General features: G+C 67.7%; 19 protein-coding genes. 12 read left to right on the top strand and 7 right to left on the bottom strand.

Annotation, left to right across the window (positions count from 1 at the left end):
- Positions 1–4 precede the first annotated feature (4 nt).
- Both DKM19_RS10215 and DKM19_RS10210 read right to left on the bottom strand, forming a co-directional pair.
- Positions 5–865: a carbohydrate ABC transporter permease gene (locus tag DKM19_RS10215; RefSeq protein WP_110695486.1), complete on the bottom strand. Its 861-nt coding sequence runs from the start codon at positions 863–865 to the stop codon at positions 5–7.
- Positions 849–1832 (bottom strand): carbohydrate ABC transporter permease, encoded by a 984-nt coding sequence (locus tag DKM19_RS10210; RefSeq protein WP_110705619.1) that lies wholly within the window; start codon positions 1830–1832, stop codon positions 849–851. The genes DKM19_RS10215 and DKM19_RS10210 overlap by 17 nt, the downstream gene beginning before the upstream one ends.
- 749 nt (positions 1833–2581) lie before the next feature.
- Here DKM19_RS10210 and DKM19_RS10205 point away from each other — a divergent pair.
- Positions 2582–3676: a zinc-binding dehydrogenase gene (locus DKM19_RS10205; RefSeq protein ID WP_110695485.1), complete on the top strand. Its 1095-nt coding sequence runs from the start codon at positions 2582–2584 to the stop codon at positions 3674–3676.
- A 651-nt stretch (positions 3677–4327) separates the two neighbouring features.
- Complete coding sequence (locus DKM19_RS10195) at positions 4328–5626, top strand: integrin alpha (protein WP_162641398.1); 1299 nt, start codon at positions 4328–4330, stop codon at positions 5624–5626.
- Between the two features lie 171 nt (positions 5627–5797).
- Here the strand turns inward: DKM19_RS10195 and DKM19_RS10190 are convergent, their stop codons facing one another.
- Positions 5798–6712 carry an SDR family NAD(P)-dependent oxidoreductase gene (locus tag DKM19_RS10190; RefSeq protein ID WP_204358736.1) on the bottom strand — a complete coding sequence of 305 codons (915 nt, stop codon included), beginning with the start codon at positions 6710–6712 and terminating at the stop codon, positions 5798–5800.
- Between the two features lie 521 nt (positions 6713–7233).
- Here DKM19_RS10190 and DKM19_RS10185 point away from each other — a divergent pair.
- Positions 7234–8343 (top strand): sensor histidine kinase, encoded by a 1110-nt coding sequence (locus DKM19_RS10185; RefSeq protein ID WP_162641397.1) that lies wholly within the window; start codon positions 7234–7236, stop codon positions 8341–8343.
- Positions 8340–8981, top strand: a complete 642-nt coding sequence (locus tag DKM19_RS10180; RefSeq protein WP_110695481.1) for a response regulator transcription factor — start codon at positions 8340–8342, stop codon at positions 8979–8981. Before DKM19_RS10185 ends, DKM19_RS10180 begins: the two co-directional genes overlap by 4 nt.
- Positions 8982–9274: 293 nt before the next feature.
- Here the strand turns inward: DKM19_RS10180 and DKM19_RS10175 are convergent, their stop codons facing one another.
- Positions 9275–10894 (bottom strand): acetyl-CoA acetyltransferase, encoded by a 1620-nt coding sequence (locus DKM19_RS10175; RefSeq protein WP_110695480.1) that lies wholly within the window; start codon positions 10892–10894, stop codon positions 9275–9277.
- 583 nt (positions 10895–11477) lie between these two features.
- Here DKM19_RS10175 and DKM19_RS10170 point away from each other — a divergent pair.
- The 7 genes from DKM19_RS10170 (at position 11478) to DKM19_RS10140 (ending at position 21890) form a co-directional block, all read left to right on the top strand.
- Positions 11478–13163: a serine protease gene (locus tag DKM19_RS10170; RefSeq protein WP_110695479.1), complete on the top strand. Its 1686-nt coding sequence runs from the start codon at positions 11478–11480 to the stop codon at positions 13161–13163.
- Entirely contained in the window at positions 13160–15571 is a 2412-nt protein-coding gene (locus DKM19_RS10165) for a serine/threonine-protein kinase (RefSeq protein ID WP_110695478.1), read from the top strand. The genes DKM19_RS10170 and DKM19_RS10165 overlap by 4 nt, the downstream gene beginning before the upstream one ends.
- Before the next feature lie 121 nt (positions 15572–15692).
- Positions 15693–17138 (top strand): vWA domain-containing protein, encoded by a 1446-nt coding sequence (locus DKM19_RS10160; RefSeq protein ID WP_110695477.1) that lies wholly within the window; start codon positions 15693–15695, stop codon positions 17136–17138.
- A 140-nt stretch (positions 17139–17278) separates the two neighbouring features.
- Positions 17279–18325 (top strand): hypothetical protein, encoded by a 1047-nt coding sequence (locus tag DKM19_RS10155; protein WP_110695476.1) that lies wholly within the window; start codon positions 17279–17281, stop codon positions 18323–18325.
- 8 nt (positions 18326–18333) lie between these two features.
- A complete protein-coding gene (locus tag DKM19_RS10150) occupies positions 18334–19701 on the top strand; it encodes an ABC transporter substrate-binding protein (protein ID WP_110695475.1) in 1368 nt (455 codons plus the stop codon).
- A 28-nt stretch (positions 19702–19729) separates the two neighbouring features.
- The gene (locus DKM19_RS10145; RefSeq protein WP_110695474.1) at positions 19730–20089 is read left to right on the top strand and encodes a CU044_2847 family protein; all 360 of its coding nucleotides are present in this window, start codon (positions 19730–19732) and stop codon (positions 20087–20089) included.
- 373 nt (positions 20090–20462) lie between these two features.
- Positions 20463–21890 (top strand): S28 family serine protease, encoded by a 1428-nt coding sequence (locus DKM19_RS10140; RefSeq protein WP_110695473.1) that lies wholly within the window; start codon positions 20463–20465, stop codon positions 21888–21890.
- Between the two features lie 102 nt (positions 21891–21992).
- Here DKM19_RS10140 and DKM19_RS10135 read toward each other — a convergent pair whose 3' ends face one another.
- Both DKM19_RS10135 and DKM19_RS10130 read right to left on the bottom strand, forming a co-directional pair.
- Positions 21993–22760: a DUF2786 domain-containing protein gene (locus tag DKM19_RS10135; RefSeq protein ID WP_204358735.1), complete on the bottom strand. Its 768-nt coding sequence runs from the start codon at positions 22758–22760 to the stop codon at positions 21993–21995.
- A gap of 4 nt (positions 22761–22764) precedes the next feature.
- Entirely contained in the window at positions 22765–24015 is a 1251-nt protein-coding gene (locus DKM19_RS10130; RefSeq protein WP_162641396.1) for a hypothetical protein, read from the bottom strand.
- A 258-nt stretch (positions 24016–24273) separates the two neighbouring features.
- Between DKM19_RS10130 and DKM19_RS10125 the strand changes: the two genes are divergently transcribed.
- Positions 24274–24996 (top strand): Sir2 family NAD-dependent protein deacetylase, encoded by a 723-nt coding sequence (locus tag DKM19_RS10125; protein WP_110705617.1) that lies wholly within the window; start codon positions 24274–24276, stop codon positions 24994–24996.
- On the opposite strand, the gene DKM19_RS10120 is transcribed toward DKM19_RS10125, so the two are convergent.
- Complete coding sequence (locus tag DKM19_RS10120) at positions 24912–25304, bottom strand: 2'-5' RNA ligase family protein (RefSeq protein WP_110695470.1); 393 nt, start codon at positions 25302–25304, stop codon at positions 24912–24914. The genes DKM19_RS10125 and DKM19_RS10120 overlap by 85 nt on opposite strands.
- Between the last annotated feature and the right edge of the window lie 76 nt (positions 25305–25380).

Below are 25380 nucleotides of genomic sequence, written 5' to 3'. Positions count from 1 at the left end.
GGGACTATTTGAGGCCGGTGGTCGCCATGCCCCGGACGAGATACTTCTGGCCCGCGAGGAAGAAGCCGAAGATCGGGCCGAGGGAGATGATCGACATTGCGAACAGCGGCCCCCAGGAGGAGTCGCCGCCGGAGTCCATGAACTGCCGGAGTGCGACGGCAACGGTGAGGTTGTCGGAGTTGGTCAGGTAGAGGTTCTGGGAGAAGAAGTCGTTCCACGTCCAGATGAAGGTGAAGATCCCGGTGGTCGCCAGTGCCGGGATACACAGCGGCAGGATCACCTGGATGAACGTGCGCCAGTAGCCCGCGCCGTCGATCGCCGCCGCCTCGTCCAGCTCCCGGGGAAGGGTGCGGATGAACTGCACCATCAGGAAGATGAAGAACGCGTCGGTCGCGAGGAACTTCGGCACGACGATCGGCCAGATCGTGTTGATCCAGTCGATCTTGGCGAACACGATGTACTGCGGGACGACCGTGACGTGATGCGGCAGCATGATCGAGCCGAGCATGATCGCGAACCACATCTTCTTCAGCGGGAACTCCAGCCGGGCGAAGGCATAGGCCGCGAGCGAGCAGGCGACCAGGTTGCCGATCACCGCCAGGGAGGTGATGACCGCCGAGTTCCACAGGTAGTAGCCGAAGGAGTGCTTGAGGGCGTCCCAGCCCTGGGTGTAGTTCTCGACCGTCACCGCGGTCGGTATCAGCCCCGGCTCCCGGAAGATCAGATCCTCGGGCTTGAGCGAGCTGGAGACCATCCAGAGCAGCGGGTAGAGCATGAACAGCCCGGCGACGATGAGCAGCAGATGCCTGACCAGGCGAGGGGCGGGCCGGAACAGGGCCGGCACGCGCTTACTTCTCGTCGCCATAGAAAACCCAGAATCGAGACATGAGGAAGTTGACACCGGTCAGCGCGGCGATGATGAGCAGCAGCACCCAGGCCATGCCGGCCGCGTAGCCCATCTCGTAGTTCTTGAAGCCCTTGATGTAGAGGTAGAGCGTGTAGAAGAGGGTCGAGTCGACCGGTCCGCCGTTGCCGCCGCTGACAATGAAGGACTGGGTGAAGGACTGGAACGACTTGATCACCTCCAGCACCAGGTTGAAGAAGATGATCGGGGTGAGCAACGGCAGGGTGATCGAGCGGAAGTTCCGCCACTTGCCGGCGCCGTCGACCGAGGCCGCCTCGTACAGGTTCTGCGGGATCTGGCGGAGCCCGGCCAGGAAGATGACCATCGGGGCGCCGAACGTCCAGACGTGCAGGATGATCAGCGTCCAGAGCGCGGTGTCGGGACTCGTCACCCAGCCGTATCCCTCGTAGCCGAACAGGCCCAGGAACGAGTTGACGATGCCGTCGACTCCGAAGATCTTCCGCCAGAGGATCGAGATCGCCACGCTGCCCCCGAGCAGCGACGGCAGATAGAAGATCGACCGGTAGAACGACAGGCCGCGCAGCCCCTTGTCCAGCACGAGGGCCAGTCCCAGGGCAAAGGCCAGCTGCAGCGGAACGGACACCACCACATAGGTGGTCGTCACCTTCAGGGAGGCCATGAACCGGTCGTCCTGGGTGAACATCTTCTCGTAGTTGTCGAGGCCGACCCAGTGGGCCTCGCTCAGCAGGCTGTAGTCGGTGAACGACAGGTATAGCGAGGCGATCATCGGGCCGATCGTGATCGCGAACAGGCCGATGAACCAAGGGGCCAGGAACAGGTAGGCCGCCCATGCCTGCGATCGGCTGCGGGAGCCTTTGAGGCGCTCGAGGTGGGAGGGGCCCGCCTTTTCGGGGGGCGGCGTGACCGGCACCTCGGTCGTCCCCGCCGGTGCGGGACTCAGGGTCATCACTGGCCCTTCGGGGAATTAGTGAGTGGGATAGCGCTTTCCTATAGCTCACGCACTAAGAGGTCAACCCTTTGCAGTGATCTGGCTCACGAAGTGCAACATTCGGTTTCATCGCCGTCACAGCTCAGGCGGGATAGACCTCGTCGGAGGTCGAGCGGAAAAATCTCGCTCGAACACGGGTTAATACAACCGCTTGCAGGGACGGCTCGGTGTCCGTGGCCACACGCCGGCGGATATTGAAGAGGACAGTGGCGGACGTTCTTGCGCACCCACCGGAGCATCGGCCCAACGGTCTTCGACAACCGCACCTCCTGGTCCAGCCGCATTACAGGGCTCGAACCCATTCGGATTCGCTGGTCCAAAGGCGCCGTTCGACTCCGCTTTGAGATGACCTTTCTGTGGTAGGCCAGGTGCTCCGGCTGGATCTTGCGGTTCGGGGGTCGAAGAACAACGGACCGGAAACGTACGCTAAGGAGCAATGACGCAGCTCAATGACGGTGCGAGACGGTCGAGCGCATCGCCGGGGCGCATGTTTCGATGCCAAAGCACTCGATCGCGCCGGAGCCCGGCCGGCAGCGCGGTCTCTGCCGTACGGTTTCGGTCCGCTGTCCTTCGCCCCCCACTCCTGCTCGACCAGGTCCCGCGTCCGCACGAGTGACCGGTATCGGCAGCGTCGTCACCGCGAACGCCGTCGCCGTCCATCCGATCCAGTCCAGAGATCTGATCCAGTCCAGAGAAGGGAAGAGAACATGATTTCCGCAGTCGTCATGCCCCGGCCCGATGCGCCGCTGGAGTTGCGGACGTTCGACCGCCCCGAGCTCGAACCCGGAGCCGTCCTGCTCCAGACGCTCGGCAGCGAGGTGTGCGGCACCGACGCGCATCTGTGGAAGGGGCAGCTCGCGGGCGTACCGTACCCGATCATCCCGGGTCACGTCAGCGTCGGGCGGGTCGCCGAGCTCGGCCCGGGCACCCCGGCTCGGGACGTGTCGGGGGCGCCGCTGGAGGTGGACCGGGTGGTCACGTTCCTCGACGTGTACGGCACGTGCGGGCGGTGCTGGTACTGCACGGTCGGCCACGCCACCACCCGCTGCCCGTCCCGGAAGGTGTACGGGGTGACGCTCTCCGCAGACGACGGGCTGTTCGGCGGCTGGGCCGATCACATCCACCTGAAGCCGGGGGTGCATGTGGTCCCGCTGCCGGACGGGCTGGACTGGCGTGCCTTCCTCGCCGGAGGCTGCGGCATGCCGACCGCCCTGCACGCGGTGACGCTCGGCGAGATCGCGTTCGGTGACACCGTGCTCGTCCAGGGCGCCGGACCGGTCGGGCTGTGCGCGGCGGTCCTGGCACAGTTGCGCGGCGCCGGGCAGGTGATCGTGGTCGACGGGTCGAAGGTCCGGCTGGACGCGGCGACCCGGTTCGGTGCCGATCTGGTCCTCGACATCACCGCCACGACCGCCGACGAGCGCCTGGCAGCGGTCCGTGAGGCGACCGGAGGCCGCGGCGCCGACGTGACTGTCGAGGCGACCGGGGTACCGGCGGCGGTTCCCGAGGGAATGCGGCTCACCCGGGACGCCGGCCGGTACGTGGTCGTCGGGCAGTACACCAACGCGGGCGACGCGACGTTCAACCCGCATCTGGACCTCAACCAGAAACACCTGGAGATCCGCGGCTGCTGGGGCAGCGACGTCGGCCACCTGTACCGGTCGGTCCAGGTGATGGCCCGCTACGGGCGGCAGTTTCCGTGGACCGACCTGATCAGCGGGGAGTACGACCTCGGCGCGGCACAGCGGGCCCTGGAGGACGTCGCCGCGCACCGGGTCGTGAAGGCGATCATCGTCCCGTAGCCGCGGAACAGTGCTTCGTTCGTTGAAGGTGACGTGTGCGGACTTCGCCGGCCAGGCCGCTCCTCAGCTCTTCGATCGCCTTCTTGGAAATCCTCGGCACACCGAGGATTCAACCCCTGCTCAACAAGCTTCTTGATGATCCGGGTGGTTACATCCAATCAAGCGAGCTTTGAGGAGACTGCAGCTCTGACCTTGGAAGCCGATCACATGGCTCCGGGATGTTCTTCCGCTAACCGCTCCAGCAGGCGACAGTAGGCGCTGATATCTGCGCAGCGGATCAGGTATCCATAGTGACTCGGCGTCCTCCCCTTGTGCATGCGCTTGGGGAACCTGGTCAGGCCGGAGCCATAGCGGAACTCCGTAGGGATAACGAGCCCAGGAACCAAGGTCAGACGTTCGAGGTCGAGGTCGCGGGCGAGCTCGCGCAGGCTCCGTCCGGTCAGGACGAGTGGCACTGGGGCCGCCGACATCCGGCAAGGAGTTACCAGGGAGCTTCGGAGTGACCTTCAGTGGCGACCGGATCGTGCTCGGTTCGATCGGCGGGCCGTACGGCAACGTGGCCGTCGTCGATTCATCCACCGGTAGAACCAAGCTGATCAAATAGAACTAAGCTGACCAAAGCCCCGACCGCCTATCGCCGAGGTGATCCGATTGCGGGCTGAAGCCACCGCTGCACTGCTGATCTGCACCTTGACGGCCTGCTCGGCGACGCCATCGAAACCCGCACCCAGCGCGGCCCCGGCCACTCAACCCGCAGCGACCGCCTCCCGACCGGCAGTCGCCGTCACCCGGCCCACCATCGCCGTCACCCGGCCCGCGAAGACCGACTGTGCCAAGGCGAGCGCACGCGACTTCGACGGCGACGGGCGTGACGACATCGCCATCGGCTATGTGGGCCCCGTCGGCCGTGTACACGTCCTGTCGGCGGACAAGGTCATCACTATCCCCACCCCTCCCGGGAACAGGTCCAAGGGCTTCGGCTGGTCGGTAACCATGGCCAAGGTCAACGACGACGACTGCATCGACGTGATCGTTGGCGCGCCGGGCCACACGGTCGCGGGGAAGACCCAAGCCGGCGCGGTCTACATCCTGTACGGCGGAGCCGCCGCCCCACCCGGAAAGCTCGTCTCCCTCAGACCGGAAGAGGACGCGAACTTCGGCGACTCCGTCACCGCCTACGGCGACCTGATCGCGATCGGCGCACCGAACGAGCAGCCCGGCGGAGCCGTCTACCTGGCCAGGAAGGGCTCGGTCATCCGTCGAATCACGCAGGAGACCAGCGGCGTGCCCGGCACCTCGGAACCCAACGACCACTTCGGCGGGCACCTGGCCCTCGGCCCCCTCGCACGCGGCGGCGTGGGCCTCATGATCGGCGCCACCGACGAATATCAGGACGGACCCGGCCGCCAGGACAACGACAGCCTGGACGAGCCTTTCGGCGCGGTCACCGTCCTTCACGAAGTGACGGCCGCAAAACTCACCGGAGTACGGCTTCCGCTACCCAAGGACAAGGACGGCAAGCCTTGCGGCGGCTTCGGCAGGAGCCTGGCGTACGTCCCTCATGCCGGGCCGGCCGCCCTCGCGGAAGGTTGCAGCTTACTCCAGTTCTACGACTTCGACCTCAATCCCACCCGCACGGTTACGATCCCGGCCACAGCGTGGGACGGCGCCCTGGCTGCCTCAACCGACGGACAGGTCGCCGTCCTGTGGAGCGACCACAATGATCCGACCCTGCTCTTCCTGTCCCCCAAGGACCCGGCCAAGGACCGCCGTATCTCCGGTGACTACCTCAGGAACGCGATCCAGGACGGGATCACGTTCAGCGGAACCCGGCTCGTGGTCGGTCTCGACTGGACCGCTGACGTGGCCATCATCGACCCTGCCACCGAAAGAGCCGAACTCGTCAAGGCCGCCACCGGCCAGCTCTTCGCCATCTCCATCGCAGGCTGAGCTGGGAGTTCCCGCGCTGTAAGACTCCGCGCTCGCGGCCACCTCCACAGGCCCGCGGCGATCACCGCAACCTGCGATCTTGCCGCCTTGTGCGTCTCTCTTCAGATCATCCCGACTTATCCCACTTCTTTTATGGGCACTCAACGAGTAAGCCAGGCCGTCCTCGGTGAATCAGCGAGCCGACGGGAATCCCGGGGGCATGTTCATCGCACCGCCGCCCAGTGGGCCGCCCCCGACCAGCACGGTCGAGCCGGCCATGTAGGAGAACTCGTCGGTCGCCAGCGAGACCACCGCTCGGGCGATCTCCTGGGGCGTGGCCATTCGCTGGAGCCCGGATACGTTCCGCGGCCCCCAGGCCCGCTTGAACGCCTCCCAGATGGCGTCCGGAATGCCCTGCGGTCGAGCCAGCGCGGTGTCGGTCGTACCCGGTGCGATCGCGTTGACCCGGATTCCCTTCGGGCCGTAGTCCATGGAGGCGGCGTCCACGATGCCCTTGATCGCCTGCTTGCTCGCGGTGTACGCGACACCGCCCGGCCGCCGTGACTCCGACGCGGTACAGATGATCACGCCGTGTCCTGCCTTGAGCATGTGCGGCACCTCGTACTTGATGGCGAGGAAGACCCCGCGCGCGTTGGTGTCCTGCACATCGGCCCACTGTTCCAGCGTCATCTCGTGGACCGGCGCGGTCTTGGTGATCCCGGCGTTGTTGAACGCCACATCCAGCCGGCCGAAGGCACCGACCGTCTCGTCCACGAACCGCTGAAGCTGTTTCGGATCACGCACGTCGGCCCTGATGTAGCGCGCGACGCCGCCGGATCGGCGGATCTCCTGCTCGACCCGGCGTCCGAGTTCGACGCGCCGGCCGCAGAAGCCGACCTTCGCTCCCTCGGCCGCGAACGCCTTGACCGCGGCCTCTCCGATGCCCGACGTGGCCCCGGTGACCAGGACGACCTTGCCGTCGAATCGGCCCCGCGGAGGCGCCGCGGGCGGCGGACTCGTGGAGGGGGAGGTGAAGTACGGCGGAAGCGTCAGCGCGCCGCCGAGCCCCGCCGCACCGGCAGCGGCGGCGGCGAGCCCGATGAACACCCGGCGACCGGATCGCCCGGCACCGTTCCCGCGCGGTGTGCTCGGCGGTGTCGTCTCATCGCCAGCGGACAGGAGGTCCTCGTTCTGAGGGACGGAATCCCGCCCACGATCGTTTACGGTCACTGGCGCAGCCCTTTCCTGGTCATCCCGTGACGGACGTCCGTCGCGTCATCGGTTCCCGCATGGCGACTCCGCGCGTCACCACCTGCAAACGGCTTCGCGCGTCACAGCCCATGGACGGCTCCGCACGTCACCACCTCCGGACGACTCCGCGCCTCACCACCCGTAGGCAACTCCGCGCGTCACCACCTGCAGACGACTCCGCGCATCACCGCCGATAGACGACTCCGCACGTCACCACCTGCGGACGGCTTCGCGCGTCACCGTCCACCTCGGTCAAGCTTCGTCGCGCCACGCGTCGGCCGCCTCATGCTGCGGGCCGCGGTCGGCGACCGCTGGGAGGATGCGGCCTCCTCCCGGCGCAGGAGGCCGTGTCGGCCCCGCCGACCTACGATGGGATCGTGAGATGGATCGAACGGGCCTTCGAGCCCGGTCGCGTTCTGACCCGCACGCTGGTGCTGCTCTTCTGCCTGATCGGGCAGTTGCTGTTCTTCGAGCCCGGCGTGAACGCCCGAGACTGGGCCCTCGCGCTGGGTGCCCTCGCGCTGAGCATGCTCGGCCGTTGGTCGCCGTTCGGTTCGCTGCTGGTCCAGACGGGGCTGCTGGCCGTCGCCGACCTGTACGGCTTCGCAGCCGTGCCGGCGATGAAGGTGCTCGCCTGCGTGCTGCTGTTCGATCTGGCCATACGGCGTCCGGGCAGGCAGGTGGCGGCGGGCGCCGCGACGCTGGGCATGGTCGTGTGCGTCAACCTGTTCGACGAGCTCCCCCAGCAGTTGCCGTCGGTCCTGTTCCGCATCTCCGTGGTGGTCGGTGTGCCGCTGCTGCTGGCCGCCTACGTCCGGCTCGGCCTGCAGGTCGCCGACCGGGAGCGGGAGCGCGGCGAGGCGCGGGTGCGGGAGGCCCGGCTGGCCGAGCGCACCGCCATCTCGCGGGAGCTGCACGACCTGGTCGCCCATCACATGTCGTCCATGGTGCTGCGGGTGGGCGTGGCCAAGCATGTGCTGCCCGCGAAGGACTCACGGGTGGACGAGCTCCTCGACGACCTGCACGCGACCAGCAGTGCGGCCCTCGCCGACATGCGCACCCTGGTGGAGGTGCTGCGCGCCCCGGGGAGGGAGCCGGCGTCGATCGTGGAGCCCGAAGGGTTGCCCGCCGCGCTCGACGCCGTGGTCGAGCACGGGCGTGGCAACGGGCTCGACGTCAGCGCCGACGTCGATCCGGCGGTCGCCGAGCTCGACACCGTGCGCGGCCTGGCCGTGCTCCGGCTCGCCCAGGAGGGACTGGCCAACGTGGTCAAGCACGCGGGCCCCACGGCCCGCGTCAGGCTGTGCGTCAGCCTGGCCGAGGACGGAGCGGTACGGATGGACATATCCAACGACGGCACGGGGGAACCCGCGCGCGGAACCGGTTACGGACTGATCGGCATGCACGAGCGGGTCAGCCTGCTCGGCGGGCGTTTCGACGCCGGACCGACCGAGCGTGGCTGGCGGATGTCGGCGGTGCTGCCGTGATCCGCGTACTCATCGCCGATGATCAGCAGCTGGTCAGGCTGGGCCTGCGGATGCTGTGCGAGTCCGAGCCGGACCTGGAGGTGGTGGGCGATGCCGCGAACGGCGAGGAGGCGGTACGACTCGCCGCGCGGCTCATGCCCGACGTGGTGCTGATGGACCTGCGGATGCCGGGGATCGACGGCATCGTCGCCACCCGGCGGATCGTCGCCGCCCGCCCCGCCACCCAGGTGCTGGCCGTCACCACGTTCGACGACGACGATCACCTCTACCCGGTGCTGGCCGCGGGTGCGGTGGGCTTCGTCACGAAGGACACCCCACCGGGTGACCTGCTGAACGCGATCCGCGGGGCGGCGCGAGGAGAGAGGATGTTCAGCCAGTCGCCGTTGCGGCGACTGGTGGACCAGGCCGCCTCCGGCCACCGGGCGCCGCCCGTGGTTCCCGCGCTGCCGTCGTCGCTCACCGAGCGCGAGCATGAGGTGCTCGCACTCGTCGCCGAGGGGCTGTCGAACAGGGAGATCGCGGAGCGGCTGTACATCGGCATCACCACGGTCAAGAGTCACGTCGCCAGCGTGATGAACAAGACCGGCTGCCAGAACCGCATCGGTCTGGCGGTGCTCGCGAACCGGGCGGGGCGCTGACACACATCGGAACCGTTCGATGGTCACAGTGTCCTGACCTGTGGCAGCGCTTTCTTGAACGATGGCCACTCCGCCGGGTGCAATTCTCAATGCCCGGCCCGAGGGTCGCAGAGGTGGTTTCCCACAGTGACCTGCATGGTGGCGGGTGCGGCTCTCATATTCACGGTCAGGGTGAAGCGGGCGCGGACCAGATCCTGTGGCGAACGGCAAACGGCGACCAGCGACCGGCGACCGGCGACCGGCTCAATGATTCGGCTGGGTTCGCCCGTTGTCCGCGATGCCTACCGCTCTGATCAGGTGGAAGAGCTCTGCTCGTCGTCGCGCGGTACGGCCGGACGGGGCGGGAAGAGCTCGTCCATCCGCGTACGGGTGGTGGTGACGCGGTTGCCGGCGTCGAGGGAGCGGACGTGGACGCGGCGGCCGATCGGCTCGTCCACGCTGAGCAGGCCGAGCATCTCCTCGTCGCCGTCCTCGGTTTTCGCGAGGAACCGGCGGCCGTCGGCCTCCAGCCGTCCGACCACGATGCCGGTGCGCCCGCGACGGCCGTGTTTGACGGTGAAGGTCTCGATCGTGCCCCAGCCGTCGGCCTCCACGGCCACGTCGACGCCCGGCCAGGAGTCGACCTCGGCCTGCAACGCGACGCTGTCATCGGCGTGCCATTCGGCGGGGGTGGTGGAGTAGACGCCGGCGGAGTATTTGCTCAGCGACCCGCCGTTCGCGCCGACCAGCCCGTACGTGCCGGGCTCGGCGCGCAGGCGCTGGACGGTTTCTGCGATGGCGTGCATCGAGTAGTTGTTGCCCGCGCCGCCGAAGAAGGGCAGCCCGCCGGTGACCGTCAGCCCGCGCGGGTCGTCGGCGGTCAGGCCGAGCCCGTCGCAGATGTTGGACACCGCGATCGGGAAGCAACTGTAGAGGTCGATGGTGTGGAGGTCGTGGACGCCGATCCCCGCCACGTCGAGGGCGTGCCTGACGGCCATGATCGAGGCGGGGCTCGCGCTGAGGTCGACGCGGTCCAGCAGGTCGCGTTCGCGCAGGTCGGCATGGCCGTGCAGGAACACCCACCGGTCCTCGGCAACACCGAGCCGCCGGGCGGCGTCGGCCGACATGAGCAGCACGGCCGCGCCCTGGTTGACCTTCTCCCGCGCCACGACGTACCGGGTGTAGGGATCGGCGATGACCCGGTTCCTCTCGGTCGGGGTGACGAGCTCCCGCGCGGAGCGCTCGACCGGGGCGGCGGCGTGCGGGTTGGCGGCGGCCACTCGGGTGAAGGGCGCGAACAGCGCGCCCATTGCGTCCGCGTACTCCTGCCTGGTCTGCTTGAGCCGCGCGCGCCGGGCGTTGTCGAACAGGGCGTACTGGCTCGGCGCGCCGGCCAGGCCGTGGGCTGCCTGAAACCGGGAGACGAGACCTTCGAGGCCGTAGCCGCGGTCCTCCAGATCTCCGCCGACGGTCTCGCCGAAGTCCGGCCGGTCGTCGGCGTTCGCGAGATGCCGGACGGTGGAGATGGCCTCCGAACCGAAGAGGAGCACGACCTCGGCGGATCCGGCCGCGATGGCGGCGGCGAACTCGTTCACCAGGTGCTGCGGCCCCTGACCGCCCGTCACCTCGAGGATCACGCGGGCCGGGTTCGCGCCCACCCGGTTGGCCACCGATCTCGGGTAGTTGTCGGATCTGCCCAGCGGGGAGGGCACGCCCGGAACGGAGATCTCAAACTGGCGCACGCCCGCGACGACGTCGACGGCCGCGGCCACCGCGGCGGGGTCGGCGCCCGTGTCGGCGATGGCCGCTCCGGCCGCCTCGGCGGCCAGCTCGACGGGTGACAGACGCCGGTAGCCGACCTCGTCGACCCGCTCCGAGGCCTGCCCGACCCCCACGAGGACCGGCGTGCGGGGATCGATCTCCTGGTTGGTCATTTTCGACCTCCACATGGCGTGAAACAGGCGGCCAACCATTTATAGACGTAAACCATCTATGCCGGCGGGGCGGGCCCGGAGGCGACTCAGGCAGGAGAGGCTTGCGGCATACAGCGACTTCGCAGACGTTGCCCTCGCCTTTCGAAGTGCTCGGGATGACGGGTGGGTCCCGCCCACGGCCCAGGGCCTCGGCAGGTCGGGGATTCATCTCGATTCGCACATCACCCGTACAAACGGGTGCGGAGGCCAAGAGCCGAGGCGGCCAGGAGATTCAACCATCACGATACGTGAGGGCCATATCGGCAAAACAGATAAACGATAACTGCCGGAACCCTGGTCCGCAACCTCTTCGATAGAACCAAATGAAATCGAGTCGCACCGTTTACCGGATGGACCTCGCATACACCCGGATCGGTCGTTACGAATGACAACGGAATGCTTGAGCGCCTAATCTGTAATTCCTTTACGGATCGAACGCGGTGGATTACCGTTGGCCTCGAAATGAGATACCGGACAGGTTGTCAATCTGATCGTTTCCGAGAAGCCGGGGATTGCTCTCATCGATCGACCGAGGTCAATCGTGATGCGCTCGACTGACGCCGGCAGCATTCCGTACCCATGGCACGTGCGCATCCGGGATGCCGCCACCGAGCAGATCCTGGGCGCCGGAATGCTGGTGGGGACCCAGCACGTGCTGACCTGCGCCCATGTTGTCGGCTCCGGCCAGGAGCAGCCTGATATCGCTGTCATCGTGGAATTCATCACCCGCCCCGAGGCGACGACGACGGGCCGGGTCGAGGATGGCTGCTGGGTCCCGAGCAGGGAGAGAGGCGAGGGGGACGTCACCCTGCTCAAGCTGGCCAAGGCCCAATCCGGTGGTTATGACGCCCCGCTTTACAGGCGGGCGATTCTCCTGGGAGGCGAGGTATACGCACAGGGATTCCCGAGTGGTCACGCGGATGGCCTCGGAGCTTTCATGAGGCTTGCCGGAAACTGCGGTCCCCGCGGCGAATGGGTACAGATGAACGACTGGAGTCCCGGCCGGCCGGCGAGGGGATTCAGCGGCGCGGCCGTCCTCGACATCGGCAACAGCCATGTGGTGGGCATGGTGGTCGGAAGATACACCGGCGAGCCGGCGGACATCGCCTACATGATCCCGGTTGAGACCATTGTGCGATACCTGCCCTCGGTCGGCGGATGGGCGCGTGGACATACCGCGGTCGATCGGGAGACGGCGCGGAGGTTCAATCCGCGGGTTCCGGATGTCGAATTCGGCCAGCAGGTGACCGGCTGGCTCGCCGCACCGAGCAACGTACGCGTGATCACTGCCGGCAGCCGTGACTCGGCACGGTCGGAGACGCTGCGAAGCGTCATCGTGTCGTCCGATCGGGAACAGCGTCCCCCTGACGAGGTGCTGGCCGCCGCGCCGCCGGGGACCGTCTCCCCGGCCGCCGGCCTCGATCTGGCCATCGACGCGTCGAACAAGACGGAGGAAGAGATCTCCCGGCGCACCCTCGACCGGCTGGGCATCCGGCTCGGATCGTCCGGCGGCGCGACGGACCGGATACGCGACGGCGTCCCGCCCATGACCATCATCGTGTACGGCATCGACGACGCCAAAGACCCGATCTCCCTGGTCGATCACCTGCTACGACCTCTCGCCGAACAGGGATCGCGCCTGCTCCTGGTGTTCCGTCGCGACTCCTCTCCGGCCCTCGACCGGGCCCGGTCGCTGGAGTCGGAGGTGGCGACCGACGAGCGCGAGTGCGTCCGGCTGCTCCTTGACGAACTGGCGGACAAGATTGCCGATCTTGAAACCGCCGAGAGGCGGGTCGTGAAGCGCTGGCAGGAGGTCGCCCCGCGTGTCGCCGGTGTGCCGGATCCGCCCGACCTCGCGGCCTCGTACCGGCTGCGCCTGCTGCGGCCTCCGGGCTCCGCGCCCGAGGACGGCTGGACCGTACGAGAACTTCGCGATCTGATGCGCGCCCAGGACCGTGCATCGGCGCGGATTGAGGAGTTCGGCCGGATGCTCGAGGCGTCGCTGGACCGAAGGGACGAACTGCGCGGGCGATCGGAGGTGGACAAGGCGATGGCCGCCGGCGCGGGTCTGGCCGAGGACATCGAGCTCGGCCGGCTTTACGACGAGGCTCACCGGTTGTTGTGGGACGAACTGCCGTGCGACCTGAGGGAATCCGAGGTGATGGTCAGACGGTACGAAGCGGCGATCAGGCGTAGGCGCGCGAACAGATCCGGGGAGGCCGGGGAGTGAAGCCCTGTAAGCGCCCCGGCTGCGACGGAACCGTCGACGACACCGGCTACTGCGACACCTGCGGCCACGAGGACACCTCGGATTCGCACGCGGATCCGAGGCTCTCCGCCCCGCCCGGCGTACCGGGCGGGGCGGAGCCGGGATCTCCGCAACGGCCCACCGGCGAGAGCCTGGCCCGGGTGCACTCGGTGTCCAGCATGACCAGTGAGCTGGTCTCGCTGCCCGAACTCCCGCCGGAGGACCCGCAGAGCCGCATCGATCCAGACCCGAGACCACCCGCGCACGGACGTCCCTGCGGGAAGGAGGGGTGCACCGGGACCATCGGAGGCGGCCACTTCGGCCAGCCGGCCCTTTCCCAGGGTTTCTGCCCGATCTGCGGCACCCCGTACTCCTTCAAGCCGAAGTTGCGACCCGGTGAGATGGTCGGTCAGTACGAGGTGATCGGCTGCCTGGCCCACGGCGGTTTCGGCTGGGTCTATCTCGCCAGGGACACCAACCTGGGCGGGCTCTACGTCGCGCTCAAAGGATTGATCAACTCCAACGACGAGGTCGGGGCACAGCTGGCGGCACGTGAGCGGGAGTTCCTCACCACCATCCATCACCCCAACATCGTCCGTATCTTCAACTTCGTCACCCATCCCGGTCCGCTGCCCGGCGAAGAGACCGACTACATCGTGATGGAGTACGTCGGCGGGCAGCCGCTGCACACGATCGCCGCCGGCCAGAAACTGCCCGTCGAGCAGGTGATCGCCTACGGCCTGCAGATCCTCTCGGCCTTCGAATACCTGCACGATCTGACGGACGCGAAGTCGGGCCGCCACGGCTTGCTCTACTGCGACATGAAGCCGGACAATGTCATCCACACCAGGAAGCAGATCAAGCTGATCGACCTCGGTGCGGTGCGCTGGATCGGGGACACCGACGCTCCGATCGTCTCCACCCAGGGATTCCAGGTTTCCTGGGAGGAGATCAGGGCGCATGGACTGACCGTACGGTCCGATCTTCACACGGTGGGCCACACCCTGCGGGAACTGTTCCGCCCCGGCCCCGAGCTTGCCGCGGCCGGGAACGACCTGACGGGCCTGGGCATCGATTCGTTCCAGCGCCTCCTGAGGCGAGCGACCGGGCCTTTCGACGAGCGCTTCTCGTCCGCGGCGGAGATGTCGGAGCAGCTGCGAGGCGTGCTGCGGGAGATCCTCTCGCTGCGGGACGGGCATCCGCGCCCCGAACCCTCCACGGTCTTCGCGCCGACCGCGGCGCTGCTCGACGCCGGACTCGGAGCGGTGCCGCCGCTGGAGCGCTGGACCCACCCCGCCGGCCGTACGAGCCTGCTGGATCCCAGCATGCCGGCCCCTCCCGCGGTCGCCGTCCGGCTGCCGACGCCGCGGGTGGATCCGGCCGATCCTGCGGCCGACTTTCTGGCGAACGTCAGCGCGGGCGACCCCGGCCGGCTCATCGACAAGCTCGGGGCCGTTCAGGAGCGGTCGGCCGAGGCGCAGTTCTTCATGTGCCGAGCCCACCTCGAACTGGCCGAGATCGACCGCGCCGAGCAGTATCTGGCCAGGGCCGAGGAGATCCTCGGCCGTTCCGCACCGTGCAACTGGCGGGCGGCCTGGCACCGCGGGCTCCTCGCGCTCGCGAAGAACCAGATCGCCGCCGTCGAAGCCGGGCCCGACGCCGTCCGCGAACGCGACGTCAGGGTCGCGCCCAACGCCGTACGCAAGCGCGACACCCAGGCCGGGCCCAGTGCCGTCCGCGAGTTCGACATCGTTTACACGACATTGCCGAGCGAGGACGCGCCGAAGCTGGCGCTGGGTTTCTGCGCCGAGTACCTCGGCCGGCCGGATCAGGCCGAACGCTACTACCAGGCGATATGGCGGCGTGATCGCTCGCAGGTGAGCGCGGCCTTCGGGCTCGCACGCATCCGTCTGGCCGCCGGGGACCGGATCGAGGCGGTGAAGGTCCTCGATCAGGTGCCCCAGGTCTCACGGCATTTCGACGCGGCCAGGATCGCCGCGGTCCGGATTCACTCCGGACGGCTCCAGGCCGGTCCCGCGGCCACCCGTCTGCCCACCGCCGCCGACCTCGACCAGGTGATCAGCCGGCTACGGACCCTCTATCTGGACGACGGTGATCGGGACGGTGACGCCCGCGCCCGGTTGACGGCCGTCGTCCAGGAAGCGGCACTGGACTGGCTGCTGGAGCCGGGAAGCCCGGTGGGCGCGCCCATGGCCGGGCGAACGCACGGGCACGGTGCGCCGATCCTGGCCGACCCGGCCGACGAGACGCACCAGCGCCTGCTCCTCGAGGCCTCGTTCCGCAGGCTCGCCCGGCAGGCGGGCCACGCCGCCGATCATGACGCGCTGATCGATCTCGCCAACACCGTTCGCCCGGAAACGCTGCGATGAAGGGCTCCGCCGGCAGATTCGTTGTGGATCTTTTCGACCCGCGTGTCCGGCACCGGACAGCGATGCAGGACGTGGACCGACGGAAATCGGCCGACGGAGTCACGAAGGAGAGAAGGCACGGATGGGGACCCGACCCGCTTTCACCCTAGATGTGGGCCAGAACAAGTACCTTCAGGCCGCGGTCGATGAGATGCACGCCATTCTCACGGTCAACGCGCAGCACCTCGACGGCTTCGAACCCACGGTGGCCGAGGTCATCCTCGTGGATTCCTCCGGCTCGATGGGCATGCCGAGCACGAAGATCGCCGCAGCGCGGCGGGCGAGCATCGCGGCGATCGACACGCTACGGGATGGGGCGCTCTTCGCCATCGTGGCCGGTACGCACGAGGCCAGGATGGTGTATCCGGCACGGCCCCGGCTGGCCGTCGCGACGCGGGAGGGCAGGGCCGCGGCGAAAACCGCCGTACGGCAACTCACCGACCACGGGGGCACGGCGATGAGCACCTGGCTGAGCCTCGCCCGGGAGATCTTCACCACCCAGCCGGCCGCGATCAGACATGTGATCCTGTTGACCGACGGCCAGAACCAGAGCGAGTCCAGAGCCCAGCTCGACGCCGAACTCGACGCCTGCGAAGGGCTCTTCTACTGCGATGCCCGCGGTATCGGGGACGGCTGGGCATCGAACGAACTGCTCCGCATCGTCGCCAAACTGCGCGGTACGGCCGACGCCGCACGCGAGGACTCCGACCTGGTGGCCGACTTCCAGGAAATGACGCGGGCCGCCATGCGCAAGGTCGTTCCCGACCTGCGCGTCAGGTTCCAGCTCCTGCCCGGCGCCGACATCCGTTTCGTCAAGCAGGTCTTTCCGGTGGAGGCCGACCTCACCGAGTATCTCGAGAGGACCGGCGACAGGACGGCGGAGTTCGTCACGGGTCCGTGGGGCGAGGAAAGCCGTGAATACCATGTCTGTTTCACCATCGACCCGACCGGCCGCGAGAGCGGCCGGGATCTGCGGCTGGCACGGGTGGATCTGGAGGTCGACGGGGACGGGGCCGGAGCGCCCGAGGTGGAGGTGCCCGGCAGGGGGACTCCGATTCTCATTCACTGGACCGACGACCCGGTCCGGTCTTCCCGGATCCACCCGAAGGTCGGTCACTACACCGAGCACGTGGAGCTCAGGGAAGCGGTCAACGCCGGATGCCAGGCCTATGAATCCGGTGACCTCAATGAGGCCGAACAGGCGTGGGGTCGCGCCGTCAGGCTCGCGACGGAGCTGAACAACACGAAGAACCTGGAGCGGTTGTCCCACCTCGTTCACATCGTCGACGCCGTCCGGGGAGAGGTGCGTCTCAAGGAGGTCATCGAACGCCGGGACCTGATGGGGGTGGCGCTCAGCTCGCGGTTCTCGACGCTGAGCCACGACCCGCACACCCCGCGCCCTCACCCGAAGCCGGATGAGCGGCCGGTGGCCAAGGGCCGCCGCTGCCCGAACCCGGACTGCGGTCGCGTCGCACTCGCCGGCGACAGGCGCTGCGAGGCATGCGGCAGCGAGCTGGAGGATCAATGAGCTCGCTCCCCCCGTCGCCGCGGCCTCCGGCGACGTCGTCCGTCCTGGCCGCGTCCCCGCCGGGAGCGCCTACGACCGCAATGCCCACAAGCACGACACGCAGAACCCTGGGACGGCTGCGGGCCGGGCTGATGATCACAATGGTCGCGCTGCTTGCCACCTCCCTCTGGTTGTTTCAGGGGGTGCATCAGACCGTGACCGCCGCGGGCTCCACGGCGATGCCCGCGATCCTGGAAATCTCGAACGCGCAGCGGGCACTGGCCGCCGCAGATCGAGCCGCCATCACCATCTCCCCCAACAGCTCGGAGACCACGACGCTCCCGGCCGAGCTGGAGTACAAGAAACAGATCCAGATCGCCGGCCTGAATCTGGCGCAGGCCGCCGAGGACAACGCGGCCGACGATGCCGAGGAGACCGACGGGCTACAGCTGGCCCAGGGGTTGCTCGTGGTCTACACGGACATGGTCGAACAGGCTGGGGAGCACTACCAGCGCGGGGACCGTGCCCTCGGTGCGACGTACCTCTGGTATGCCTCCCACCTCCTGCATGAGGACGGCGGCATCCTCGATGTGCTCAACGGCTTTCGGGAGCAGCAGTACGCATGGCTGAAACAGCGGTTTCCGTCCACCTGGATGATGCCGGCGGCCACGATCAGCTGGGCTGTCTCCCTTCTCCTGGTGCTGGTCCTGCTCGGCGCGACACAGCTCTTCCTGCGACGACGTTTCCGCCGGACCTTGAACGTGTTGCTGCTGGCGGCCACCGTACTCGTGGTCGGCCTGGCATCGATGACCTCGCTAGCCCATGTCTCTAAGAACCGGCTCGACGACGCCCACGAGAAAGTGCTTTCGGTGGTCGCGGCCAGACAGGCCGAGACGGGTACGGAATATCGGGCCGGCAACACGCAGTTGGCGCAGTTGCTGTCAATTGAGTGCGGCACAAACCTTGACCGGTGCGGCCTCACCGCCCGGCAGGCGCTCACCGCTTCGCAGGGCGATCCCGGAGCCGCGGACGCGCCCGCCCCGTTCGAGGTGGCCGAGAGCAGCAAGCAGGCCATCGAGCGGACGACGGACGCGGCGGAGTATTCGGGCCTAGCGTTCCTGATCCCGCTCCTGTCCGTCATCATCGGCGCGCTGATCTGGAGCGGCATCCATCCGCGTATCAACGAATACAGGTACGAGCCACGATGACACGATCAATGTTCCGCGCAGTCACCGCCGGTCTCATCGGACTCTCGGTGCTCACCGCCGTCATCGGATGCTCGCCGCTGTCCCGGGATCGAACCGTGTCCGTACTGGCGACCTGGACCGGGACCGAGGGCGACAACTTCGAGAAGGTGCTCGACGCCTTCACCGAGAAGACCGGCATCCGCTACGAGTACACCGGGACCCGCGCGCTGGACGAGGCCCTGCAGTCCAACCTGCAACGAGGAACCCCTCCCCACATCGCGATCCTGTCGAGCACCGGTGACCTGGCACGATATGCGCGCAGCGGCGACCTCGCCCCGCTGAGCAAGGTGATTCCTTCGGCACTTCAACACGAGTACAGCCGTCCATGGCTGCTGCCGCTGAACGGCGAGATCTACACCATTCCAATCAAGGTCAGTCTCAAGAGCATCATCTGGTACAACCCATCACGGTTCAGCGCGCCGGCACCTCGAAGCTGGGGGGAACTTCTCATCCGCAGCCGCGCGATCGCCGATCAGAACCAGGCCCCCTGGTGTATGGGAATGCGCGCAACGCGCTCGTCCGGCTGGCCGGGAACGGACTGGATCGAGGACATCCTGCTGCACCAGACCAGCCCCGAGACGTATCGGCGGTGGGCCGCGGGCCTGCTGGCGTGGACATCCCCCGAGGTGGAAAACGCATGGAAGACCTGGGGAGAGGTCGTGTCCACGCCGGGCTTCGTCCACGAAGGCCGGATGGCCGCGTTGCTGACCGACTTCACCGATGCGGGCCGTGCGATGTTCACCGACCCGCCCGGCTGCTTCCTAGAGCATCAGGCCTCGTTCATCACCGACACCTACCGGTCGGTGGGCAACACCGATGACGGGGCACCCGAGGCGGGCAAGAAGCTTCCCGCGTCGGAAAAGAACTTCGACTTCTTCCCGTTTCCGTCATTCGGCCAGAACGGCGGTGATCCGGCCCGCCAGCCGGTGGCGGTCTCCGCCGACCTGGCCGGAATGTTCAACAACACACCGGAGGCCCAGGAACTGATCAAATTCCTGGCGAGCGAGGAAGCGCAACGGAACTGGCCTGGCAGACGAGATGGCGGCGCCTTCTCAGTGCACCGAAAGGTATCGGTCGACGCCCATCACCCCGACGACCGCATCGGCCGACGCATCGCTGAAGTCCTGGGCTCGGCGGCCACGGTCTGCATGGACGCGTCGGATCTCATGGCTCCAGCCGTGCGCGACGCGTTCAGTGGCGCCGTCCTGGAATATCTGAGCAATCCAGATCCAACGCGACTCTCCACCCTGCTTACGGACCTGGATAAAGTTCAGGTCCAGTCGAATCCGACCGCGCAGGAGCAGGAGGAACTGCGCGAACTTTCATGCACTGAATGATTTTCATGGATGAGATTGGAGCCGTCGCATGACAGAGTGGGTGCGTTTCGACCTCGACGACGAGGGGGGCTCTGTCCTCGTCGAATTGGACCCGGAGCCGGGCGTGGAGCGTCTTTCTCGAAGAGGAGATGGTTTCGCCCAAGCGAAAATTTCCTTTGAAAATGCCCTGGTCAATGTCCGCGACGCCGCGTCGAGTGCTCTGCAGCAGTTCCGGACGATGGCCACTCCGCCGGACGAGGTCGAGATTCAATTCGGCATCAAGCTGAGCGCGTCGGCCGGAGCCGTGATCGCCAAGACCGGCACCGAAGGGCACTTCGATGTGAAAATCAAATGGCAGCGCGAGACCCGGCTGAGGATCCTCTCGGATCCCGAGGCCGCTGAACACTGATCGGGACGCCAGAGGCGCCGGCTGGCGTGGTCTGTTCGGAGGCGCCGATGAGGCGGGTCCGTTCCGCGCCCGCCGGTTGCTGGTCGGGAGAAGCCAGCCCGATGAGCACGATGATCACTGCCATGACCGGCGCGAACGTGGCGTGGGCGGCCTGCGTGCCGACCTCGGCCGCCTCCGACGCGCTCAGCCAACCGGCCGTGCGAGGACGGCGTTCCCGCCTGATCCGATCTCCGCGAACATCTCCTAAAACGCGACAAATGTTACTAAGGTAACGATCATCTCTTTATTTCTCGGTAGTCACCGGAGCATGAGACCCATCTCCCCTGACCTGACCTCGTGATCTCCGGTGACCGACCACCACCCCCCAGGAGACATGATCGTGCGATCTCGGGTGCTCCCCGCCCTCATCCTCTCGCTGCTCACCGCCGGGTCCGTCGCCCTGCCCGCCTCGGCGCAGACGCAACCGGCCGCTCCGGCCGTCATAACAGCCGAGGACACCCTGCTGGCCCGGCTCAAGGCCATCCCCGGCCTGAGCGTGGTCTCCGAGACCCAGCCGACCGGCTACCGGTTCTTCAACCTCAGCCTCACCCAGCCGGTGGACCACCGCGACCCCCGCCGGGGGACGTACCAGCAGCGGCTCACCCTGCTGCACCGCTCCGAAGACGCGCCGGTGGTGCTCTTCACCGGTGGGTACGGCCTGGCCGTGAACCCGACCGCCTCCCGGACCGAGCCGACGCGGCTGCTCGACGGCAACCAGGTCTCGGTCGAGCACCGGTTCTTCCGCTCGTCCCGGCCTGACCCAGCGAACTGGAGCAAGCTCGACATCTGGCAGGAGGCCAGTGACGAGCACCGCATCGTCCAGGCGCTCAAGACGGTCTACTCCGGCAAATGGATCCAGACGGGCGCGAGCAAGGGCGGCATGACCTCGGTCTACCACCGGCGCTTCTACCCCGGCGACGTGGACGGCGTGGTGGCCTACGTCGCGCCGAACGACCGGGTCAACCCCTCCGACGGCGCCTACGACACGTTCTTCGAGAAGGTCGGCGACGCCGCCTGCCGTACCTCGCTGGAGAATGTGCAGAAGGAGGCGCTCAAGCGCCGCAAGCGGCTGGTGCCCAAGCTGGAGGCGGCCGCCGCGCTGAACCAGCAGACCTTCACCCGGACGCTGGGCACCGCCGACCGGTCGTTCGAGATGACGGTGCTCGACACGGTGTGGGCGTTCTGGCAGTACTCCAGCGCGCCCGACTGCGCGACCGTGCCGCCCGCCACGGCCTCCGACGACGAGATCTACAACTGGATCGACTCCGTCGCGGGCTTCCTGTTCTACACCGACCAGGGCATGGAGTACTACGCGCCGTACTACTACCAGGCGGCCAACCAGCTCGGCTGGCCCGAGCTGAAGTTCAAGCACCTGCGCGGCCTGACCCGCTATCCCGGTCTCTACCAGCCCAACTCGGTCCTGCCCGCCGAGCTGCGCTCCGCGCACAGAGCGTTGCCGATGCTGGACGTGGACCACTGGGTGCACAGGCAGTCGAGCACGATGATGTTCGTCTACGGCGCGAACGACCCGTGGAGCGCGGAGCGGTTCACGCCCAGCAGGAAAGACTCCTATCTGTACGTCGCGCCGGGCGCCAACCACGGAGCGAGCATCGCCGGTCTGACCGAGACCGACCGTCAGGCGGCGACGGCGACCCTGCGGCGCTGGGCCGGGGTGGCCGACGTCCCGCCGACCGCGAGGAACACGCCGTCGCCGTCGTCCATCCCCGACGACGACATGCTCCCCGCCCGCCGGCCGTCCTGAGCCCGCGGCCTGCCGTACGGCTCGGGTGAGCCGTACGGCGGGCGAGGCGTACGGCGACGCGGTGACGAGCCGGGCCGGTCGGCATGTCTTCCTGCAAGGCGGTCAGGAGCTTCCCTCAGGGATCTTCGGACGGGTGTCCAGCACGGCCTGGTCGGCCGCGACCAGGCCGGCGATCCAGCCCTCACGGTTGTTGATCGCGCTCGGGCCGAACGTGCCCAGCTTGGGGAAGAGCTGCTCGACCTTGGCGTCGACCGCCTGGTTCCTCGCCGCCAGCACCGGCAGCAGGTCCCTGCCCGTCTCGGCGGACGCCTGCTGGACCGCCTCACCGGTGGCGTCGAGCAGTCGCTCCCCGATCCGCTGGGCGTAGGCGGCCAGAAACGACTGCCGGAACGAACGGGTATGCGAACGGCCCGAGTGGTCCCGGCGGAAACCGGCACGGGTCATCGCGGTGACCGCCTGTACCAGCAGAGAGGTGAACAGCACCTCCACCGCGTGCAGGTCGGGCGGGAAGCCCAGCACCGTGGCGAATCCCAGCTTTTTGTGCCAGATCGAACGGCAGCGGTTGGCCGAGGCGACCGCGTTCAGCAGCATCAGCTTGGGCACCTCGTACGGCGCGTCGATGCTCAACCGGCGCTCCTGCGGCTCCTCGGCGCCGGACCGGCCGCCCGACTGCGCGGCCAGCATCGCGGCGTCGATGCTGTGCCGGGCCATCAGCGACTGGGCCGCGGCCGTGAACGTCTCGGCCTCGGCCTCGAACTCCGTCGACTCGGCCTTCGCCAGCAGCGCCCGCACCCGGGTCAGCATCCGCTCATCGACCGCCCGGCCCGGGGCACCGGTCGTACCCGGGTCGGGGCTCCGCCTCGCGCTCAACCGACTACGCTCGCACCTGCTCGACCAGCGCCCTGTGAAGGATGATCTCTTCCGGAGTGGTCCAGAGGTATCCGGGACGGATGACGCTCACCGGCGTTCCGGGCTCCGGCGCGCCGGCCAGAGGTTCGTGCAGCGCGGGGTCGAAACCGGGCTCCTCGCCCACCGTGCCGATGGGGTGCAGCGCCTGTCCCGCGGCGAGGCTCCGTACTCGCTCAACGATGGTCTCCGGGGTGGCCCTGCCGGTCACCATCTCCTCGATCTCGGCTGCGAGACCGGCGAGCGCGCGGACGACATCGATCCGGAGCCGGCGCTCCTGGGTCGTGCGGAGCCTGATCGCCCTGTCGTTCGCGCTCTGCAGATCCCGTTCGAGGCGTTCGCAACGCTCGGCGAGCACCCGTGCCCGCTCTTCTGCCGCCTCGGCCACGTCGGCCGCCCGCGAGGAGGGCTTCCGGTCTTCTGCCGTCTCGGCTACGCCCGCCACCGGCGAAGAGGACTTCCGAATCGGTGCGGATGTCTCCGTCCCGGTCACCTTCGCGCCGGCTTCGGCCGGAGGAGCCGCAGGAATCTCCGGAACCGCATCGGGAGCTGTGGAGAAAACCGTGGGAGCCACCGGAGAAACCTCAGAAACCGGAGCGGCCGTCGCTTCGGCCTGAGGAGCCTCGGGAACCGGAGTGTCCGTCGCTTCGACGTCGACCGGAGCGGCCGTCGTTTCGACGTCGGCCTGAGGAGCCTCGGAAACCGGAGTGTCCGTCGCTTCGACGTCGACCGGAAGAGCCGTCGTTTCGACTTCGGTGGAAGGGTCCGGAGAGTCGATCACATCCTCAGCCGGACGCGGCCACACCCATCTGTACGTGTTCGCCCTGAAGCGCACGTCGTCACGCTTGGCCAGTTTCGCCTGCACGCCCCTCCATGCCCGGTCCACTGCCGCCGGCTCCAGGCCGAGCTCGATGAGGAGTTCCTTGATGGCCTGGGCCTTGAGCCCTTTCGAGCTCTCGCGAAGGAGTTCCACAACCACTGCGACAGGATCGGAGGCGAACCGCTCGATGAGGGCGGGCAGGTCCATCAGGAACTGATGCCGCCGGGTGCCGGCGACGGCCAGCAGGTTCTCACCGCCGAGACGTACGTTCTCCTCTACTGCTCCATTGTCGTTCCACTGAACTCTGGCGAGGGTCCCGGTGCGTGAAAGCACCGTCCCCACGCGGAGTTGCTCATCCGGACCCTGCGGCCTGCGCACCGCGACTTCTACTCGATCCACGACACTCACTGTATGGGCATCAACTCGGCCGGGAGCCCTCAGGTCTCCGAGCGTGGCGTCCTTGGCCTCCCACACGGCCCGACCTCGGTCCACACCGTACGAGGTGATCGTTCCTTCAGGACGGCAAGGGCACCTGCGGCGTAGTATCCGCTGATCATGATGCCACCCGGGATGGCCGTGCCGGGCGTCGACCGTTCTCCGGCGAGCCCGTCAGCGCGGTCGACGTCGGCGACGATCAGTCCTCAGAAGGAGTTCACGATGAACGCGATCACCGTCATGACCGGCGCGGGAATCTCCACCGAGTCCGGCATCCCCGACTATCGCGGACCGAGCGGGCTGTGGCGCGCCGATCCGGACTACCAGAAGCTCGTCAGCATCGACTACTACCTGGACGACCCGGACATCCGCCGCCGCTCCTGGCTGTTCCGCCGCGACAGCCCCGCCTGGAGCGCCGAACCCAACCCCGCCCACCTGGCGCTGGTCGAGCTGGAGAAGGCCGGGAAGCTCGACCGGCTCATCACGCAGAACGTCGACGGCCTCCATCAGAAGGCCGGATCCGATCCCGGACGGGTGCTGGAGCTGCACGGCAACATGTTCGGCGTCGTCTGCACCGGCTGCGCCGCCCGATCGACCCTGCGGGAGGCCATGGACCGGATCGACGCGGGCGACCCCGATCCCGCCTGCCTGGACTGTGGCGCGATCCTCAAGACCACCACCGTCATGTTCGGCGAAGCGCTCTCCGCCGAGACCACGACCCGGGCGATCCAGGCGGCCGAACAGTGTGAGGTGTTCGTCGTGATCGGCACGTCGCTGCAGGTGCAGCCGGCGGCCTCGCTGGCCCGGATCGCGGTGGAGTCCGGCGCTCGCCTGGTCATCGTCAACGCCGATCCCACCCCCTACGACGAGCTGGCCACCGAGGTGATCCGCGACCCCATCGGCGTCGCCGTCCCCCGGCTCCTCGCCCGCCTCTCCCAGGAGTGACTCCATCTCGGCGCGGACTCCCCCTCCCCCCAGGCCTCCGGCTCGGGAGCGAGATACAGCACTTCGGGAAAGCGCCCACAACGATCGAACCGCACCTCGAACGAGGCCTGCGCGGCGAACAGCTCACGCAGTTCGCCCAGAAGTCGATCATCGATCCGGCCGTTGTCCAGGAACGGGTACAGCACCGTCACGTGCGCGGGCACACCCCGGGCGGCGAAGGGATCGAAGCGCTCACGCCAACGACCGACCACCGGCTCCGCCTCCGGCACTTTGACGATGAGCGCCGTCGGTCCTATGACGATCTTCATCGTTCCAGCGTAAATGCCGCCGGGGACGAGCTGCGATATCCAGTGATCCGCTCGTATCCCGACATGTCAGTGTGTG

Origin of the sequence: Streptosporangium sp. 'caverna', assembly GCF_003203775.1 — a bacterium.
GTDB lineage: Bacteria > Actinomycetota > Actinomycetes > Streptosporangiales > Streptosporangiaceae > Streptosporangium > Streptosporangium subroseum.
The sequence above is the reverse complement of the archived record's forward strand: the minus strand, read 5'-3'. Positions and strand labels throughout refer to the sequence as shown.